This window comes from Pseudomonas sp. 5P_3.1_Bac2 (genome assembly GCF_025465995.1).
Classification (GTDB): Bacteria; Pseudomonadota; Gammaproteobacteria; order Pseudomonadales; family Pseudomonadaceae; genus Aquipseudomonas.
Genome location: NZ_JANLNY010000022.1, coordinates 114,634 through 132,999, shown reverse-complemented (window position 1 = coordinate 132,999; position 18,366 = coordinate 114,634). Strand labels below are relative to the sequence as shown.

15 protein-coding genes are annotated in these 18,366 nt (G+C 60.5%); 7 read left to right on the top strand and 8 right to left on the bottom strand.

The genetic code is table 11. From position 1 onward, the window contains the following. Window positions 1-51 precede the first annotated feature (51 nt). Window positions 52-1,524 (bottom strand): betaine-aldehyde dehydrogenase, encoded by a 1,473-nt coding sequence (betB, locus tag NTD81_RS12005; RefSeq protein ID WP_262182633.1) that lies wholly within the window; start codon window positions 1,522-1,524, stop codon window positions 52-54. A 373-nt stretch (window positions 1,525-1,897) separates the two neighbouring features. Here betB and NTD81_RS12000 point away from each other — a divergent pair, with 373 nt between their 5' ends. Next, a complete protein-coding gene (locus NTD81_RS12000; protein WP_262182970.1) occupies window positions 1,898-3,433 on the top strand; it encodes a BCCT family transporter in 1,536 nt (511 codons plus the stop codon). 49 nt (window positions 3,434-3,482) lie between these two features. On the opposite strand, the gene betI is transcribed toward NTD81_RS12000, so the two are convergent. Further along, a complete protein-coding gene (gene betI, locus NTD81_RS11995; protein WP_262182631.1) occupies window positions 3,483-4,076 on the bottom strand; it encodes a transcriptional regulator BetI in 594 nt (197 codons plus the stop codon). 212 nt (window positions 4,077-4,288) lie between these two features. Here betI and NTD81_RS11990 point away from each other — a divergent pair, with 212 nt between their 5' ends. Then, window positions 4,289-5,509 (top strand): sensor domain-containing diguanylate cyclase, encoded by a 1,221-nt coding sequence (locus NTD81_RS11990; RefSeq protein WP_262182629.1) that lies wholly within the window; start codon window positions 4,289-4,291, stop codon window positions 5,507-5,509. Here NTD81_RS11990 and NTD81_RS11985 read toward each other — a convergent pair. From NTD81_RS11985 to NTD81_RS11965, 5 genes are all read right to left on the bottom strand, one after another. Then, the gene (locus NTD81_RS11985) at window positions 5,501-5,914 is read right to left on the bottom strand and encodes a GFA family protein (RefSeq protein ID WP_262182628.1); all 414 of its coding nucleotides are present in this window, start codon (window positions 5,912-5,914) and stop codon (window positions 5,501-5,503) included. The genes NTD81_RS11990 and NTD81_RS11985 overlap by 9 nt on opposite strands. A gap of 137 nt (window positions 5,915-6,051) precedes the next feature. Continuing rightward, window positions 6,052-6,912, bottom strand: coding sequence for a glycine betaine ABC transporter substrate-binding protein (locus NTD81_RS11980; protein ID WP_262182626.1), 861 nt, complete (start codon window positions 6,910-6,912; stop codon window positions 6,052-6,054). A 122-nt stretch (window positions 6,913-7,034) separates the two neighbouring features. Further along, the gene (locus NTD81_RS11975) at window positions 7,035-7,979 is read right to left on the bottom strand and encodes a choline ABC transporter substrate-binding protein (RefSeq protein ID WP_262182624.1); all 945 of its coding nucleotides are present in this window, start codon (window positions 7,977-7,979) and stop codon (window positions 7,035-7,037) included. Between the two features lie 24 nt (window positions 7,980-8,003). Continuing rightward, window positions 8,004-8,891, bottom strand: a complete 888-nt coding sequence (locus tag NTD81_RS11970) for an ABC transporter permease (protein WP_262182623.1) — start codon at window positions 8,889-8,891, stop codon at window positions 8,004-8,006. Further along, window positions 8,884-10,089: a glycine betaine/L-proline ABC transporter ATP-binding protein gene (locus NTD81_RS11965; protein ID WP_262182621.1), complete on the bottom strand. Its 1,206-nt coding sequence runs from the start codon at window positions 10,087-10,089 to the stop codon at window positions 8,884-8,886. Before NTD81_RS11965 ends, NTD81_RS11970 begins: the two co-directional genes overlap by 8 nt. A gap of 830 nt (window positions 10,090-10,919) precedes the next feature. Between NTD81_RS11965 and NTD81_RS11960 the strand changes: the two genes are divergently transcribed. From NTD81_RS11960 to NTD81_RS11945, 4 genes are all read left to right on the top strand, one after another. After that, the gene (locus NTD81_RS11960) at window positions 10,920-12,299 is read left to right on the top strand and encodes an L-serine ammonia-lyase (RefSeq protein ID WP_262182620.1); all 1,380 of its coding nucleotides are present in this window, start codon (window positions 10,920-10,922) and stop codon (window positions 12,297-12,299) included. A gap of 385 nt (window positions 12,300-12,684) precedes the next feature. Next, window positions 12,685-13,782: a GlxA family transcriptional regulator gene (locus NTD81_RS11955; RefSeq protein WP_262182619.1), complete on the top strand. Its 1,098-nt coding sequence runs from the start codon at window positions 12,685-12,687 to the stop codon at window positions 13,780-13,782. Between the two features lie 88 nt (window positions 13,783-13,870). Then, complete coding sequence (locus NTD81_RS11950) at window positions 13,871-14,338, top strand: MarR family winged helix-turn-helix transcriptional regulator (protein ID WP_262182618.1); 468 nt, start codon at window positions 13,871-13,873, stop codon at window positions 14,336-14,338. A 39-nt stretch (window positions 14,339-14,377) separates the two neighbouring features. Then, entirely contained in the window at window positions 14,378-15,589 is a 1,212-nt protein-coding gene (locus NTD81_RS11945) for an MFS transporter (RefSeq protein WP_262182616.1), read from the top strand. Window positions 15,590-15,617: 28 nt separating this feature from the next. Here the strand turns inward: NTD81_RS11945 and gbcB are convergent, their stop codons facing one another. After that, window positions 15,618-16,718 carry a glycine-betaine demethylase subunit GbcB gene (gbcB, locus tag NTD81_RS11940; protein ID WP_262182615.1) on the bottom strand — a complete coding sequence of 367 codons (1,101 nt, stop codon included), beginning with the start codon at window positions 16,716-16,718 and terminating at the stop codon, window positions 15,618-15,620. Window positions 16,719-17,046: 328 nt separating this feature from the next. Between gbcB and gbcA the strand changes: the two genes are divergently transcribed. Beyond that, window positions 17,047-18,336, top strand: coding sequence for a glycine-betaine demethylase subunit GbcA (gene gbcA, locus NTD81_RS11935; RefSeq protein ID WP_262182612.1), 1,290 nt, complete (start codon window positions 17,047-17,049; stop codon window positions 18,334-18,336). Window positions 18,337-18,366: the final 30 nt, after the last annotated feature.

The following is an 18,366-nucleotide window of genomic DNA, read 5'->3' as shown; positions in this document are numbered from 1 at the left end:
CCAGGCTGAATAGGTGGGGCGCAAGGCGGCGCCCGAGAAATCCCAGCGGCTTTAGAACACCGAGTTGTAGTCGCCCAGCTCAACCTGCACCGATTTGATGCGGGTGTAGTGGGCCAAGGTGGTCAGACCGTTTTCGCGACCCACGCCGGATTGCTTGTAGCCGCCCACGGGCATTTCGGCCGGTGACTCGCCCCAGGTGTTGATCCAGCAGATGCCGGCTTCGAGCTGGTGGATCACCCGGTGCGCGCGGTTGAGGTCGCGGGTCACTAGGCCCGCAGCGAGGCCGTACTCCGTGGCGTTGGCGCGGCGGATGGCTTCTTCTTCAGTGTCATAAACCAGGATGCTCATCACCGGGCCGAAGATTTCTTCGCGCACGATGGTCATCTCGTCCGTGCAGTCGCTGAATACGGTCGGGGCGACATAGGCGCCATTGGCGTAGTCGCCGGCGCTGACGCGTTCGCCACCGATCAGCAAGCGCGCGCCTTCGTTACGGCCGCTGTCGATGTAGTCCAGCACGCTTTGCATATGGGCAAAGCTCACCAGCGGGCCGAAGTTGGTGGCGTCATCTTGTGGTTCGCCTAAGCGGATGCGCTTGACCCGCTCCAGCACCTTGGCTTCAAAGCGCGCTTGCAGCATGCGTGGGATAAACACGCGGGTGCCGTTGGTGCAGACCTGGCCGGAGCTGTAGAAGTTGGCCATCACCGCGATGTCGGCGGCGCGGTCCAGATCCGCGTCTTCGAAGATGATCAATGGCGACTTGCCGCCCAGCTCCATGGTCACTTCTTTGAGGGTCGAGCTGCTGGCGCTGGCCATGACTTTTTTGCCGGTGACGGTGCCGCCGGTAAAGGAAATTTTTTCGATGCCCGGATGTTCGGTGAGCCACTGGCCAACCTCGCGACCGCTGCCGGTGAGCACGTTAAACACGCCATCGGGCACGCCGGCCTGGGTGTAGATCTCGGCCAGTTTCAGCGCGGTCAGGGAGGTGACTTCGCTGGGCTTGAAGATCATCGCGTTGCCGGCTGCCAAAGCTGGGGCGGACTTCCACAGGGCGATCTGGATCGGGTAGTTCCACGCCCCGATACCGGCCACGACACCCAGCGGCTCGCGGCGGGTGTAGACGAAGCTGGTGTCGCGCAGCGGAATTTGCTCGCCTTCGATGGCCGGGATCAGGCCGGCGTAGTACTCCAGCACGTCGGCGCCGGTGACGATATCCACGTAGCGGGTTTCCGACAGCGGCTTGCCGGTGTCGAGGGTTTCCAGCGCGGCCAGCTCGTCGTTGCGTTCACGCAGGATGTCCACGGCTTTGCGCAGGATGCGCGAGCGCTGCATGGCCGTCATCGCCGCCCAGACTTTCTGCCCGGCCGCCGCGCTAGCTACAGCCTTGTCCACATCGGCTTGGCTGGCGCGCTGCACTTTGGCCAGCACTTCGCCGTTGGCTGGGTTGATGCTGTCGAAGGTTTGCCCGCTGCTGCCGGCGACGTAACGGCCACCAATGTAGAGCTGCTGTTCGGCGAATCGAGTCATGGATGGTCTCTCTTAAGGCTGTGGGAATCCTTAAAGGAATTCTCCTGGTGTGGGCAAATCACCGGGCGAGTAGGGCTGGCGCCGGTAATGGCAAGGTGAAAATCAGCCTACTTTATTTTTATTGAACGTTCAAACAATAAAGAATAAGCTCGGTTCCACGACCAAGGTGCGGCGCAACGTCGCATCAGCTAGGGAGGCAGGACGTGCCATAGAAACGCGCCACCACCTTGGCGGTCATTACAATGCCGGCGGGACTCCGCTTGCGTGCATATCCACTGCCCTGGAGCTCCGCGATCTTATGAGTAGTTCTGCCTCTGCGATTGCCGTCCCTACGACTTCTGTCCCGCCTGGCAAAGTCCGTCTCAACCCCTTGGTGTTTTACGGCTCAACCAGCTTGATTGTGCTGCTGAGCCTGATCCTGATTATCTTTCCCGAGGCTGCCGGCGCTTGGCTGGCCAAGGCGCAGTTGTGGCTGTCGCGCAGCTTTGGCTGGTATTACATGCTGGCGATTGGCGCCTATCTGGTGTTTGTCCTGTATGTCGCGCTGTCGCGTTTCGGCACCCTGCGCTTAGGCGCTGATCACGAGCGGCCGGAGTTCAGTTACGGGGCCTGGGCGGGCATGTTGTTCTCCTCCGGGATTGGCATCTCGCTGCTGTATTTCGCCGCCTCGGAGCCGCTTGATCACCTGTTTAATCCGCCCCAAGGCGTGGCTGGCAGCCCGGAGTCGGCCGGCCAAGCGTTGCAGCTGACCTTTTTGCATTGGGGCGTGCATGGCTGGGCGATTTACGCGCTGGTTGGCCTGGCGGTGGGCTACTTCGCCTATCGCCATAAGCAACCATTGGCCCTGCGTTCGGCTTTTTATCCGCTGTTTGGCGAGCGCCTGACCCGGGGCTGGGTGGGCAATGCGGTGGATTGCTTCGGCATCTTTGTGACCCTGCTCGGTCTGGTCACTAACTTAGGCATTGGCTCGTTGCAGGTGTCATCCGGCTTGGAATACCTTTTTGGTCTTCCGCACAGCCCCAGCGCCTTGCTCATGGTGATTTTGCTGATGAGTCTGGTGGCGACCCTGGCGGCGGTGTCGGGGGTGGAGAAGGGCATCCGGCGTCTGTCCAACCTCAACATCATCCTGTTTAGCGGGCTGCTGATATTTGTTCTGCTGGCCGGCAATACCCTGCACTTGCTCAACAGCTTGGTGCAGAACTTGGGCAATTACTTCGACGGTCTGGTGCTGAAGACTTTTGATCTCTACGTGTACACCGGTCATGCCGGTAAAACCGAAGAGTGGCTGGGCCTGTGGACCCTGTTCTACTGGGCCTGGTGGATTTCCTGGGCACCTTTTGTCGGCATGTTTATCGCGCGGATTTCCCGCGGCCGCACCGTGCGCGAGTTGGTGTTTGGCGTGCTGCTGATCCCGCTGGCGTTCACCCTGGCCTGGCTGTCGATTTTCGGTAACAGCGCTCTGGACCTGGTGCTCAACCATGGCGCCGACGACCTGGCCAAGGCCGCGCTGGAGCAGCCGGCCATGTCGATCTACCTGCTGCTGGAGCACTATCCCTGGTCCAAGCTGGTGATTGGCGTGTCGATCTGCGTTGGCTTTGTGTTGTTCCTGACCCCGGCTGATTCCGGCTCGATCATGCTGGCCAACCTGTCACGCGAGGGCACCGAGCTGGATCAGGACGCTCCGCACTGGTTGCGGATCTTCTGGAGTGTGCTGATTACCTTGGTGACCATCGGCCTGCTGTTCGCCGGTAACTTCACCGCTATGCAGACGGTGGTGGTGCTGGCCGGCCTGCCGTTCTCGGTGGTGTTGCTGCTGTATATGTTTGCCTTGCTCAAGACCATGCGCGCCGATGTGGCGCTGGTCAGCCAGCGAGCCGCAGCAAACTCCCGCAGCGCCGGTGGTGCTTAAGCATTAGTCCGGCGCGCCCTGCTGCAGCAGTTGAGTTAAGTCGCCTGACTTAGCCCAACTGCTTGGCCAGTTGCAGGTCCAGATAGTCGTAGGCGATCTGCATGGCTTGTTGAGTATCGAAGGTCTCGCCGGACAGTGCGCCGCGCAGCCACAGACCATCGATCAATGCCGCCAGGCCACGGGCGGCACTGCGCGCCTGATCCGGCGGCAGCACTAAACGAAACTGCCCGCACAGGTTGGAATACAGCCGGTGGTCGTTGACCCGCTGTAAGCGGCGCAGGGCCGGCTGGTGCATGCTGGTGGCCCAGAACGCCAGCCAGGTTTTCATCGCCGGGCCGCTGACCTGGCTGTCATCGAAGTTGCCTTCAATAATCGCCCGCAGATGCTCCCGTGGCGCGCCGTCGTGCAGGCGTTGCCGGCGTTGCCGCACGGCATCGCTCAAGGCCTGCATCAAATGCCGCATGGTGGCTTCGAGCAGGCCATTTTTGTCGCGGAAGTAGTGGCTGATGATGCCGTTCGAGACCCCGGCGATACGGGCGATATAGGCGATGCTGGCGTCGCTCATGCCGACTTGATCGACTGCCTCCAGGGTCGCGGCGATCAACTGCGAGCGGCGGATCGGCTGCATTCCAACCTTAGGCATGGGACTTCTCCATCAAGGGCCAATAGCTGAATGCGCGCAGTCTAGGCCGTCTGATGTTGATCAATCAATCAACCTAGGGCCTTTGCGATGTCTTATTGCTTTACATCTCTGGAGTTAATTCAGAAAACTTTTCTACACTCAGCAGATCACCTCGACGTACGGACGTGCCCGTAGTCGAATGTCACTCAACCTTGGCTAGTTAGGCTAATCAATTGAATAGCTCCTGTAGCGAGATCGATATCGAAGTAGTACGCCAGCAGCTCGACCAACCCTCGCGCAGTTTAGGGTTTCCGGCAGCATTGGAATGTGAGTTTGCCAATGAGTTACGCAGCACTGAGCAGCGCAGCGCGCTATTTACCTCATTTTTCCTGATGCTGTTGTGGGCGGCTTATCTGGGCCTGGATAGCTGGCGCTGGCAGTTTATTCGCGGGGGTGAATACGCCGAGGAGTTCCTGTTGGGCGTGGCCATGCCACGGGTGCTGGTTATGCTGTGCTTTGCCTGGGTGGTATGGCTGCTCAGCCGGGCGAGCACTCCGTTGCAGCAGCGCAACGTGTGGATGGCCATTCTGGTGTTGGCGTGTAGCAGCGGCATCGTCATGACCTCTTACACCCTGCGTAATGTCGGCTTGCATGAGACCAGCAGTGTGCTGCTGCTGACCGTGGTGGTGGCCTTGTATCCCTTGGGTGTGCCGCTGCGGCAGATGTTGCCGGTGGCGGCGGCGGTGTGCCTGATCTGTGGCCTGGCTGGGCCGTTTATGCTGAAAAAACCGGCCGATATGCTGACCCATTGGGTGACGATGGGCTCCATGGTGGTGACCTTATTTCTCTCGGCTGTCACCGCCTATTACCGCGAGCGGGCCAAGCGCGAGCAGTTTCTGCTGCGCAAACTGTTGAAATGGGAGGCCGGTCACGACCCGCTTACGGGCTTGGGCAACCGGCGCCTGTTTAACGACCAGTTCCAGCGTTATATGGGCCATACCCGCCGCGAGCAGCAGCAACAGCTGTTTTTGGCGATCATCGATATCGATCACTTCAAGCTCTACAACGATCACTACGGCCATCAGGCCGGCGATGAGGTGCTGCGCAAAGTGGCCAAGGTGCTGCGCGGGCATCTGCGCCGGCCGTTGGATCTCGCCGTGCGTTTAGGCGGTGAAGAGTTTGCGGTATTGGTCCACAGCGACAATGCACAGGGCTGCAGCAGCTATATCCAGGGGATGGTCAACGCCTTTCGCGACTTGAATATCCCCCATGCGGCCTCGCCGACGGCGGCGTACGTCAGCGTCAGTATTGGCCTGGCGCAAATGCATGACGGCGACAGCATGGACAGTATGTTCAGCCGTGCCGACAAGCTGCTGTACAACGCCAAGCAGCAGGGCCGTAACCGCCTGTGTATGGAGCCGACGGCGCAGCCGCGCAGTCGCCTGTCAGTCTGACGGCGCTAGGCGATCCGCCGGGTGGTTGATGCCATCGAGCAGCGCCACTTCAGGCAGTAAGTACGGGTTGATGCCTTCCAGGCAGGCTACGTTAAACCCGTACTCATCAGGCTTGGAGCGGCGCTGGTGGTGGGTATAGATGCCGCACACTGAGCAAAAGTAGTGCTTAGCGGTGTGCGTGTTGAACTGATACAGGGTCAGTTGTGCCTGGCCGGCAAGAATACGAATGCCATCCAGCGCCACCGACGCGACAATCGCCCCTTTGCGCCGGCACAGCGAACAATCGCAGCGCCGTGGATTGACGATGCCGTGCGGTAACTCCAGCAACAGCTGTACAGCGCCGCAATGACAGCTGGCCTGGTGCTGCTGATGTACGCTGACGCCTCCCACCTGTTTGATGCTCATGCTTGGCTCCACGGCGCGCTGCATAAGTTTTTGCTTTTACCGCAGTGACCTGTTGCTGACAATGACGCGGCGCTGGCCGGTGTTCGCGGTTATGCAAAAAAAACGGGCCGTAGCCCGTTTTCAGTCAGGCCCATCACTCACTGAGTCAGCCACTGCGCCACGCGCTCAGGGTTCTGCTCGACCCAGGCTTTAGCGGCGGCTTGCGGTTTGGCGCCGTCGCGGATGCTCAGCATCACTGCGCCGACTTCTTCCGCGCCCCAGCTAAATTTACTGAGGAAGGCGGCAGCCTCAGGCGCTTTTTTGCTGAGTTCGGGGTTGGCGATGGTGTCGATACGCTCAGCCTCGCCAAACACATTCTTCGGGTCATCGAGGAAGCGCAGTTGCCATTTGGCGAACATCCAATGGGGGATCCAGCCGGTCACGACTATGGCCTGGTGTTCTTTCTCGGCGCGGGCTAACGCTGTGGCCATGGCCGGCCCGGAACTGGCCATGAGTTTGATCTTGCTTAACTCGTACTGCTTCAACGCATCCTCGGTGCGGCGCATCACGCCGGCGCCGGCATCGATACCGATGATCTTGCCGTCGAAATCCGCGCTGTAGGTTTGCAGGTCGGCAATGCTTTTCGCCTGCACATATTCCGGCACGATCAGGCCGATTTTGGCCCCTGCGTAGTTGGTGCCCAGCACGCTGATTTTGTCCTTGAGCTTGGCGTAGTACTCGCCGTGGGTGGCCGGCATCCAGGCTGACAGGCTGGCGTCCAAATCACCGCGGGCAACGCCTTGCCACATGATGGCCGGCTCCACGGGTTTGAACTGCACCTTATAGCCGAGCTTGCTGTGCAGGATTTCGCCGGCCACATAGGTGGCGGCAACGCTGTCATCCCAGCCGTTGACGAAGCCAATGCTGAGACTGGGTTTGTCAGCGGCGTGGCTGATGCCCACGGCCATGCTTAAAGCCAAACCGATAAGGCCAGTACCAAGTTTTTTTAAAGTCGCCATGCTGCTCTCCTGAGGGGTAACGCCGTGTCTTGCGGCAATAGCTGGCCGCGTGCTGGTGAACCAGCGCGGCACGGGGGGCGGGGGAGGCCGGCGCAGCCAGAGGCTGCGCCGGTGGGTTGGGGTTACAGACCGAGGTGTTTCTTCACCGCGGCCAGGCCATCCTGGCCGTCGAAGGTGCTGACGCCTGCCAGCCACTGCTCAAGAATCGCCGGGTTGGCTTTCAGCCACTGCGCCGCCACGGTGGTGGGGTTCTGCTTTTGCAGGACCTTATCCATCAGTTGGCTTTCGATCTCGACGCTGAACTGCAGGTTATTCAGCAGCTTGCCAACGTTGCTGCAGCGCGCCTCGTAATCTGGCGGCACCACGGTGAACACCTTGGCCGCGCCGAAGTCGGGGCCGAACACTTCATCGCCGCCTTCCAGGTAGGTGATGTCGAACTGGGTGTTCATCGGGTGGGGCGCCCAGCCGAGGAATACTGCTGGCTCGTTTTTCTTAATCGCCCGTTGGATCTGGACCAGCATGCCGGCTTCGCTGGACTCGACCATCTTGAAGTCGCCCAAGTCGAACTTGTTGGCCTTGATCATGCCGTCGATCAGCAGGTTGCCGTCGTTGCCCGGTTCGATGCCGAAGATCTTGCCGCCCAGTTGATCTTTAAACTTGGCAATATCGGCAAAGCTTTTCAGCCCGGCTTGGGCCGCGTAGGTCGGCACGGCGAGGGTGTATTTGGCGCCTTCGAGGTTGGCCTTTGGCAGCACCTTGACCCCGCCGCTTTTGGTGAACGGCTCAATCACCGCGTCCATGGATGGCGCCCAGTAGCCGAGGAAGACGTCGATCTGCTTGTTTTGCACGCCGGTAAAGGCGATGGGGACCGACGCCATGATCTTGCGGGTCTGGTAGCCCAGCGCCTCGCTCAAGGTCATGGCGACGCCGGTGGTGGCGGCGATATCGGCCCAGCCGATCTCGGCGAAACGCACCAATTTGCAGCTTTCTGGTTCTTGAGCCCAAGCGTTTTGTAGCAAAGTCATGCAGAGCAGGCCGGCGCCTGCGATCTGTTTTATAGTTTTCATCTGCGACTCCCGTGTTGGCCAAAGTTACGCCTTAGTGGCGCTCAGCTTGCCGTTAACCCAGCGCGACAACCTGCTGCGTTTGGCGGTTTTTGGTGTACCAAAACTCTCGGTGATGCGGTCGAGGATGATCGCCAGCAGCACTACGGCCATACCGCTTTCAAAACCCAGGCCGATGTCCAGGCGCTGGATGCTGGCCAGCACATCGTTACCCAGGCCGCCGGCACCCACCATGGAGGCGATGATCACCATCGACAGAGCCATCATGATGGTCTGGTTAACCCCGGCCATGATCGACGGCATGGCGTTCGGCAACTGCACCTTGAACAACAGCTGGCTGGGGGTGCAGCCGAAGGAGTGGCCGGCTTCGATGATTTCTTTATTAACCTGACGGATGCCCAGGGCGGTTAAGCGCACCGCCGGCGGCATGGCGAAAATCACCGTGGCGATGATGCCCGGCACCCGGCCCAGGCCAAACAGCATGGCGGCGGGGATCAGGTAAACGAAGGCGGGCATGGTCTGCATAAAATCGAGGATCGGCCGGATCAGCGTGGCCACCCGCTCGCTGCGCGCCGCCCAAATGCCCAAGGGCACGCCGAGCAGCAGGCTGATCAAGGTGGCGGAGAAGGTCAGGCCGAGGGTCACCACGGTCTGCTCCCAGAAGCCGGTCAATACAATCAGAACAAAGGCCACGGCGGTGAACACGGCAAATTTAAAACCGATGCGCCACAGCCCCAGGCCGACGAAAATCGCGATCAGCAGCCAGGCCGGCGGCAGCAACAGCAGCCACTCGATGCCTTCGGAAAAACCGTTAACCACCTTGCCGATGCTGTCGAAGCCGTCGCTGTAGTTATCCAGCAGGTGCTGCACGGCATCGTTGACCCAGCTGCCGAGGTCGAGCTTTTTCTCACTCATGGCTCTCTCCCTGTAGCCGGCTGAGCAGACGGCCTTTGCTGATGGCGCCGCTGTAGCAGCCGTGCTGGTCGATCACCGGTACCGGCCCTTCGTTGTCCACCAAGCGTTCGATCACTTCATTGAGATTGAGGTGTTCGGGGATCGGCTGCACGGCCTTGAGCACCTTGTGATCCAGGGCCACGCTGCAACCGCCGTCGACGAGCAAGGCGATTTTTTCCAGGCTGATCGAGCCTTGGAAGACGTTTTGCTCGTTGACCACAAAGGCGTAGTGCTTGTCCTTGGCCAGCAGCTCCTGGCACACCAGCTGGGCGTCCGGGGCTTTGCCGTTGTGCACATACACCGGCACGCTGTCGGCCTTGAGTTGCCCGGCGGTGAGGTAGCGGTTGGTGTCGACGGTGTTGAAGAAGTTGCGCACGTAATCGTTGGCGGGATTGTCGATCAGCTCTTGCGGGGTGCCGACCTGAACCAGCTTGCCGCCCTCCATGATGCCGATGCGATTGCCGATGCGCATGGCTTCTTCGATGTCGTGGCTGACGAAAATAATGGTGCGTCGATCGGTCTTTTGCAGCTCCAGAAGGATGTCCTGCATCTCCCGGCGCTTGAGCGGATCGAGGGCGGAGAAGGCCTCGTCCATGATGATCATCGAGGGGTTGACCGCCAGCGCCCGGGCCAGGCCGACCCGTTGCTGCATGCCGCCGGACAGCTCGCTGGGCAGCTTGTGGGCGAACGTATCCAGGCCTACTTGCTTGAGCACCTGCATGGCCCGTTGTTCGCGCTCAGCTTTGTTTTTACCGGCCACTTCCAAGCCGAAGGCGGCGTTCTCCAGCACGCTGCGCGAGGGCATCAGGGCGAAGGATTGGAACACCATGCTCATGTCGCGGCGACGCAGATCAATCAGCTGCGCCTTGGGCAGCTTGGCGACGTTTTGCCCGTCGATATAGACGTTGCCGGCGCTGGGCTCGACTAAGCGGTTGATCAGGCGAATCAGGGTGGATTTGCCGGAGCCGGAAAGGCCCATCAGCACGAAAATTTCCCCTTCCTCGACGCTAAAGGACACGTCGCTGACGCCAATAATCGCGCCTTTTTCCGCCAGTATGCGTTCCTTGCTCCAGCCCTGCTGTAACAGGGCAATGGCTTCTTGGGGGTGTGCGCCAAAAACCTTATAGAGATTCTCGACGACGATTTTTCCAGACTGCATGGGATCATTCCCCTTCAGTAGACATCCAGATCAGTACTGCGGACCGCTCTGGCGCGCTGGGCGCCTGGAGGGTGATGCCGACTGTTCTTGCCTGTGTGGATTTACTGGGTTTCTGGGTGCTGCCCAGATTTAGCCCGACACACCCATACCCACTCGTTGTCCGTGCCGGGTCAAGCATCAGCCGGCGGCGGGCTGTCGAATGGGCAGCGCAGGTGCTGTTGGCTAAGCCTGTTCTGCAAAGCCTGTTCCAAACCCTCTGGCAGTTGTTTTAAGCCCGTTCCTGGGCGATTCCATCGCGCACCTGCGCCGTGCTGGGCTACAAAAATTATGTTTAGGGCGCCTGCTGTGGGCGGTCCTGACCTGTTACCTGCGGGCAGGCAACCGCGGCGAATTCTGCTGAGTCAACGATATAGTCTTCGGCTTGGCGCAATTATCGGTTTGCGACTCTGACGTGTTGCGCCACGACATGCGGGGTAAGGGTGTTTTGACCTAGTGCTCAAGGCCAGTCAGCAGTGGGCTTGCGCAACCTGCTGGAGGAGTCATTGGCGCGCTAAAAAACCAGCTAGCGGCAGTGGATGAGTCACCACCCTAACAGACTTTTACCCCGAGCAACCTGCTGCGATACACGCCCTGCGCGACCCTGTCGCAGGTGGCCAATGGCTCCCGCCAAGGCGCGCCGGCACTGCTTGGCAAGCTTATCTCGAGTGTTGGGCAGCGACATTGGCGAACCTCGCCTGACGGCTTTAGATATGGCTGAGTCGGTATGGGGCGGCGCTGTGCGCGCGAATTCTCGAACATGGGCCAGGTTCAGCATGGTGAGGAAAAGCAGTGTGGCTATCAGCGTATTTGACTTGTTCAAAATCGGCATCGGTCCATCCAGTTCGCACACCGTCGGGCCGATGCGCGCCGCTGCTTTATTCAGCGGCGCCTTGCAGGAGCAGGGCGTACTTGAGCAGTGTCAGCGGGTGTTGGTGCAGCTGTATGGCTCGTTATCAGCCACCGGCGTCGGCCATGGCAGCGACCACGCGGTGCTGATGGGTTTGATGGGCGAGTGGCCGGATCAGATCGAGCCAAGCCACATCGCTCCGCGCATCGCCGAGCTGCGCAGCAGTCAGCGTTTGCTGCTGGGCGGGCGGCACGGCATCGAGTTTGTTTGGGCGCGGGATCTGTTAATGCTCGAGGAAAACCTGCCCTATCACCCCAACGCGATGTCCATCAGTGCCTATGACAGCGCCGGCGCGCTGCTCTATAGCAACACCTACTACTCAGTTGGCGGCGGCTTTGTGCTGGATCAGCAGCAGGCCACCAGCGCTCAATGGGATCAGCCGCACAGCCCGCTGCCCTATGACTTTGACAGCGCGGAGCAACTGCTGCAGTTATGCGCCACGCATAAGCTGCGTATCTCGGCGTTGATGTTGGCCAACGAGCGGGTGTGGCGCAGTGAGGCAGAAATTCGCAGCGGCCTGCTGCGTATCTGGCAGGCCATGCGCGACTGTGTGGAGCAGGGCTTGCGGCAGGAGGGCGTGCTCCCCGGCGGCCTCAATGTGCCGCGTCGCGCCGCCAGGCTGTACCGCAGCCTGCAGCAGATGAACAGGCCCAATGTGATCGGCTCGACCCTAAGCGGCTTGGAATGGGTCAACTTATTTGCCCTGGCCGTCAATGAAGAAAACGCCGCGGGCGGACGGATGGTCACTGCGCCTACCAATGGCGCGGCGGGGATTATCCCGGCGGTGCTGCATTACTTTGTGCGCGTAAGCCCCACCGTCAGTGAAGACGATGTCGTGGACTATCTCCTGGCCGCCGCGGCCATCGGCATCCTGTGTAAAAAGAATGCCTCGATCTCAGGCGCTGAGGTCGGCTGCCAAGGTGAAGTCGGTTCGGCCTGCGCCATGGCCGCTGCTGGCTTGGCCGAGATATTAGGGGGTACGCCGGGGCAGGTGGAAAACGCCGCGGAAATTGGCCTGGAGCATAACCTGGGGCTGACCTGCGACCCGGTTGGCGGCCTCGTGCAGGTGCCGTGCATCGAGCGCAACGCGATTGCCGCCGTGAAAGCCATCAATGCCGCGCAAATGGCGTTGCGGGGTGATGGTCAGCACTTTATTTCCCTGGATCGGGTGATTCGCACCATGCGCGACACCGGCGCCGATATGCACGACAAGTACAAGGAAACCTCCCGTGGCGGCCTCGCCGTTAGCGCTGTGGAGTGTTAGTCAGGCGCCCGCCTTAGAAGGTCGGCTGTGCACCTGCGCAGTGCCTTCGCCCGGTCTTGGTGCGCTTAACTGGCCCAACCATAACGCCGTCTGGGGCTGACGTTACCGGCTAATGCGTTGTCTGGTGACAGCCTGACGCCGCCAGGTGCTACCGGAATGCACAGGCGTGGATGGCGCGTGGCTTGTGGGTATAAGCCTAGAATTAAATGCACTAGAAGGCATCGGGGTTGCTGACCGCTAAATTTATAATTGAACGTCTGATCAATTTAGGCACGGCCTTTGCGTTAGGCACTGCAGTACGGCGTTAAGCCGTTAATAAAACAAGAGACGAGTCCAGCCCCAGAGACTCGTCATACTGCGATGCTTCGCGTGAGGAATGCCCCAGATGAACCATTTCAGCCACGGCGCGCAACCGCCCAGCAGCGTTCAAACCATTGGCTTCTTATTGCTGGACAACTTCACCTTGATTTCCCTCGCGTCGGCGGTCGAACCGCTGCGCATGGCCAATCAGTTGTCCGGCAAAGAACTCTACCGTTGGCACACCCTGACTCAGAGCGGTCAGCCGGTGTGTGCCAGTGACGGTTTGCAGATCACCCCGGATGCCAGCATGGCCTGCGCGCCGCGCTTGGATGGCGTGATCGTCTGCGGCGGGGTGGACATCCAGCACAGCGTTACGCGTGAACACCTGCAGTGGCTGCAAGCTCAGGCGCGCCACGGTGCCCAGTTGGGCGCGGTGTGCACTGGCAGTTGGGCGCTGGCCAAGGCCGGGCTGCTCGATGGCTATGAATGCAGCGTGCATTGGGAGTGCTTGGCCGCGATGCAGGAAGCCTTTCCCCGCGCCGGGGTCAGTACCCGCTTGTTCTCCATCGACCGCAATCGCCACACCAGCTCCGGCGGTACTGCACCGATGGATATGATGCTGCACACCATCGGCCGTGAGCATGGCCGTGAACTGGCCGCTGCGATTTCGGAGATGTTTATCTACGAACGCATCCGCAACGAACAAGACCACCAGCGCGTGCCGCTCAAACACATGCTCGGCACCAATCAGCCGAAGTTGCAGGAAATCGTCGCGCTGATGGAAGCCAATCTGGAGGAGCCCATCGACCTCGACCAGCTGGCGCTGTATGTGGACGTGTCGCGGCGTCAGCTTGAGCGCCTGTTTCAGAAGTACCTGCACTGCTCGCCGTCGCGCTACTACCTGAAGCTGCGCTTGATTCGCGCGCGCCAATTGCTCAAGCAAACCAGCATGTCGATCATTGAAGTGGCCTCGGTTTGCGGCTTTGTTTCCACCCCGCATTTCTCCAAGTGCTACCGCGAGTATTTCGGTATTCCGCCGCGTGATGAGCGTGCCGGTCAGCAAGGTTACAACGTGGTGTTGATGCCGCTGCCGGAGGATCTGGCGCGCAGCAACAACTCCGCCGCGCTGGCAGCGCTGAACCGTGCCCAAGGCGAGTCGACCTTCGCCAGCGTGCGCCTGTAACGCCCCACAGCCGGCCAGCTGAACTGGCCGGTAGCGGCGCGCATTTAGCCATTGACCATTTTGTGGCCAGTGTCTAAGAATAGTTTGTATGCAAACTATATCTTCTGAAGCCAGTGACTCTTTCGACAGCCGCGCCCGCAGCCGTTTTGGCCTGCTGGTCGCGGGGGTCTACCGGCAATGGCGACGTCAGGTCGAACTACACTTCAAGCAACTGGATCTTACCGACGCCACGCGCACGCCGTTGCTGGCGCTGTATGACCATGGGCAACCGCTACGGCAGAAAGACTTAGCCGAAGCCTTGGGCTTGGATACTTCATCCTTGGTGCGGGTACTGGCGCAGTTAGTCGAGCGTGGCCTGTTGCAGTGGCAGTACGACGGCCACGACCGCCGCGCCAAGTGTTATTCGCTGACCGCCGAAGGCCTGGCCACGGCGCAGGTCATCGTGGAAAAAAGCCTGCAGATTGAGCAGATGATTTTGGCGGACTTAAGCGCCGAAGAATTAGCGGTCACCCGGCGTGCCCTGAGCAAAATCAACCAGCGTTTTACCCAGCTCTAGCTGGCCCATCGACCCTTGCAGCAGTAGACGGATAGCCCCATGAAATTGCCAGGTTCACCCGCATTCTGGGTGAGTTTTACCATGGTCGTCGGCGGTATGAGCACGGCCTTGATCAGCCCGCTATACCCGCTCTACCAAAGCTTGTGGAGCTTGCCGGTGAGTCAGGTATCGCTGATTTACGTGGTGTATATGTGCGGCGCCCTGGGCAGCTTGCTGATGCTCGGGCGCCTGTCGGATCAGCTGGGTTTTGCCCGGGTGATGCTCGCAGGCTTAGTCCTGATGCTGGGCGGCACGCTACTGACTGTATTGGCCTGGAACCTGTCGAGCTTGATCATCGGGCGTTTTATCGTCGGTGTGGCCGCCAGCCTGATCACCACGTCGGGGTCCATGGGGCTCACGCTGATGAGTCCCAAGGATGGTTTGCAACGCGTGGCCATGCTCAGCAGCGTGCTGATCGCCTTTGGTTTTGGCATGGGCCCGCTGCTCGGCGGGATTATGGGGCAGTGGGCGCCGGCGCCGCTGCACACGGCTTATCTGCCGGTTCTGCTGTTGGGTAGCCTGGCCGTATGGGGCCTGTGGCAGCAGAACTTCGCGCCGCCGCCGCGTCAGGCCGAGGCCGCTAAGCTGTGGCGCTGGCTGGCCTATTTACTGCCGCGTCTGACCTGGCCTGCGCGTACTGACAGCGGCGCCTTTACCCTGACCTGCGGCCTGCCGTTTTTAGCTTTTGGCGTGTTTGGCTTGTATGCCGCCATGGCGCCGCTGTTTTTAAACAAGATGGTCAGCTGGCACGGGCCAGTGGTGGGCGGTGCGGCGATTGCCTTGATCCTGCTGGCCTCAGCGGGCGTGCAAATCCTCTCGCGGCGTCTGCATATCCACCTCAACGGCTTTTGGGGCTTGCTGGCGCTGGCGATCAGCAACGCCCTGATGATCCTCAACCTGAACCTAGGCTCGGCCGTGGTGTTTGCCTTGGGCGTGCTGCTGGCCGCCACCGGCCATGGCATGAGCATGTTGGCGGGCAGCAGCATGGTTACGCGGCTGGCGCGGCCGGACAATCGCGCTGGCATGCTCGCCACTTATTGGGTGATCGGTTATGTCGGCGCCATTGTGCCGATGTTGGCCATGGGCTGGATCGCCGACCACTGGGGGCTGGACCTGGCTGTGGAGCTGTTTTGCGCCCTGATCATCGTCCTCGCCAGCGTGCTCGCCCTTGCGGTGCTGATCCACCCACGGCTGCGCACGGCGCAGGACTGACCGCTCAGCCTGCGCGGGGTAAGACGCTTTAGAAGTCGATGCTCACGTCGCTTTGCGGCACGCTGCAACAGGCGAGGATATAGCCGTCGGCGAGGTCCTCATCGGTGATCCCGCCGTTGTGTTCCATCTGCACTTCGCCGCCAGTTTTGAGCACCTTGCAGGTGCCGCAAATGCCCATGCCGCAGGCTTTAGGGATATGCAGGCCGAGCTTGGCGGCGGCGCCGTGTACGGTTTCGCCGGGGCTGACATGGATGCTTTTGCCGGTGCTGATAAAACTCACCTGATGCTGCTCGGCCATGGGCACGGGCGGCGCCTCGGCGGCTTCGGCGGCCAGCTCTTTGACCTCGGCGCGCACCTCAGCCGGCGTCGCGCCAAAGGCTTCCTCATGGTAGTGAGCCATGTCGAAACCTTGTTCTTGCAGCAAGCGTTTGACCGCAGCCATATACGGCGTGGGCCCGCAGCAGAAGATTTCCCGTTGCAGATAGTCCGGCGCCATCAGCTGCAGCATGGCTTGGTTGAGATAGCCGCGATAACCGGACCAGGGCTCGCCCAGGCCGTGCTTTTCACAGACCAGATGCAGGCTGAAGTTATCCACCCGCGCGGCCATTTGCTCCAGCTCGCGGTGATAGATGATGTCCTTTGGCGAGCGCGCACTGTGCACGAACACCATGTCGACATTGGCGTTGGTGTCGTAGAACCAGCGCGCCATCGACATCACCGGGGTAATGCCAACGCCGCCGCTGAGCAGCAGGACTTTTTCTGCCGGAAAGTCGATGGCATTAAACAGTCCCACCGGGCCATGCACGGCCAGCTCCTGGCCGGCTTGCAGGTTGTCATGCAGCCAGTTGGAGACCACTCCACCGGATACGCGCTTGATGGTGATGGAGAAGCTATAGGGCAACGACGGTGAGCTGGAGATGGTGTACGAGCGCATCACCGGCGCGCCGTTGATCTCCAGCTCCAGGGTGACGAACTGGCCCGGCTTAAAGAAGAACATCAGGGGCTGGTCGGCCATAAAGCAAAAGGTGCGCACATCCCAGGTTTCTTCGATGACCTTAACGCAGCGCACCAAGTGGCGACCGTTGCTCCAGGTTTGGGTGGTGACGGGATTGAAAAAGTCGTTCGACATGCAGATTTCTCGCGATCAGCAACAGCGTGGACGGATGGCTGGATTGTGCGCATGGCGGCAGCGGGCTATTTGTCCATCCACGACATTTCCATGCTTATCGCGACCTTGCCCGTGGGCGCTGGCCTGCAGCGTCGGAAACGGACGTTCGCATGTCGCGCATAGCTAAGGATTCGCCCTGCCGCGCAGCCACACTCTGGGCAACGACTATAGCCGGCCAGAGCCATTGCAGCGTCGGCAGCCTTGCGCCACCGCGCGGTCAGCAGCACGGCTGCGCAGATAACCACCGCATTGCTCCTGCTTGAATGGCGAGCAGGTTGAGGAGAGCACGATGGACGTCACGACCCCCTTATCCCTCGGCGACCCATTGGCCGCCGCCCGCCAGGCCACGGCGCAAATGCTGCACAGCCGCGAGCGCACCTTCTCGCTGCCGCAGCCGTTCTACAACGATGAGCGCTTGTTCCAACTGGATATGCAGGAAATCTTCAGTAAGGAATGGCTGATCGCCGGGATGATCTGCGAAATCCCCAGCAAGGGCAATTTCCTCACCCTGCAAGTCGGCGCCAACCCGGTCATGGTGGTACGCGGCGCTGAGGGCAGTGTGCACGCCTTCCATAACGTCTGCCGCCATCGCGGCTCGCGCCTGTGCACCAGCGACAAGGGCAAGGTGGCCAAGCTGGTCTGCCCCTATCACCAATGGACCTACGAGCTGGATGGCCGCCTGCTGTTTGCCGGCAGCGAGATGGGCGCCGAGTTCAAGCTCAGCGATTACCACCTCAAGCCCGTGCAGTGCAAAGTCGCCGGCGGTTACATCTTTATCTCCCTGGCGGAAAATCCCCCGGCCATCGACGACTTCCTGGCGACGCTTACGCACTACATGGAGCCCTACGACATGGAGAATGCCAAGGTGGCGGTGCAAACCACCCTGGTGGAAAAAGCCAACTGGAAGTTGGTGATAGAAAACAACCGCGAGTGCTACCACTGCAACGGCTCGCACCCTGAACTGTTGAATACCTTGCTGGAATGGGATGATGTGACCGATCCACGCGCCACCCAGGCCTTTAAAGATCAGGTGGCGGAATGCACCAGCCGCTGGGATCGCGACAATATTCCTTACGCCCATGCCAGCTTTGGCCTGCGTAACCGCATCGTGCGCATGCCCCTGCTCAAGGGCACGGTGTCCATGACCATGGATGGCAAGCCGGGCAGCAACAAGCTGATGGGGCGCATCACCGATCCGGACTTGGGCTCCATGCGCATCCTCCATCTGCCGCACTCATGGAACCACTGCATGGGCGATCACCTGATCGTCTTCACCGTATGGCCGCTCAGCGCCCAGGAAACCATGGTGAGCACCAAATGGCTGGTGCATAAGGATGCCGTCGAAGGTGTCGATTACGACGTCGAGCGCCTGCGCCAAGTGTGGGACGCGACCAATATGCAAGACCGCCAGCTGGCTGAAGAAAACCAGCGCGGTATCAATTCCGTGGCCTACCAGCCTGGGCCGTACTCGCAAACCTATGAGTTTGGCGTGATCAACTTCCTCGACTGGTACAGCGAACGCATGCTCAACAATCTAGGCGCCACGCCTGCGCCCTATCTGCGCCAGGTCGGGGGTTGAGATGAGCCTGAGTCTAGTGTTGCTGCTCGG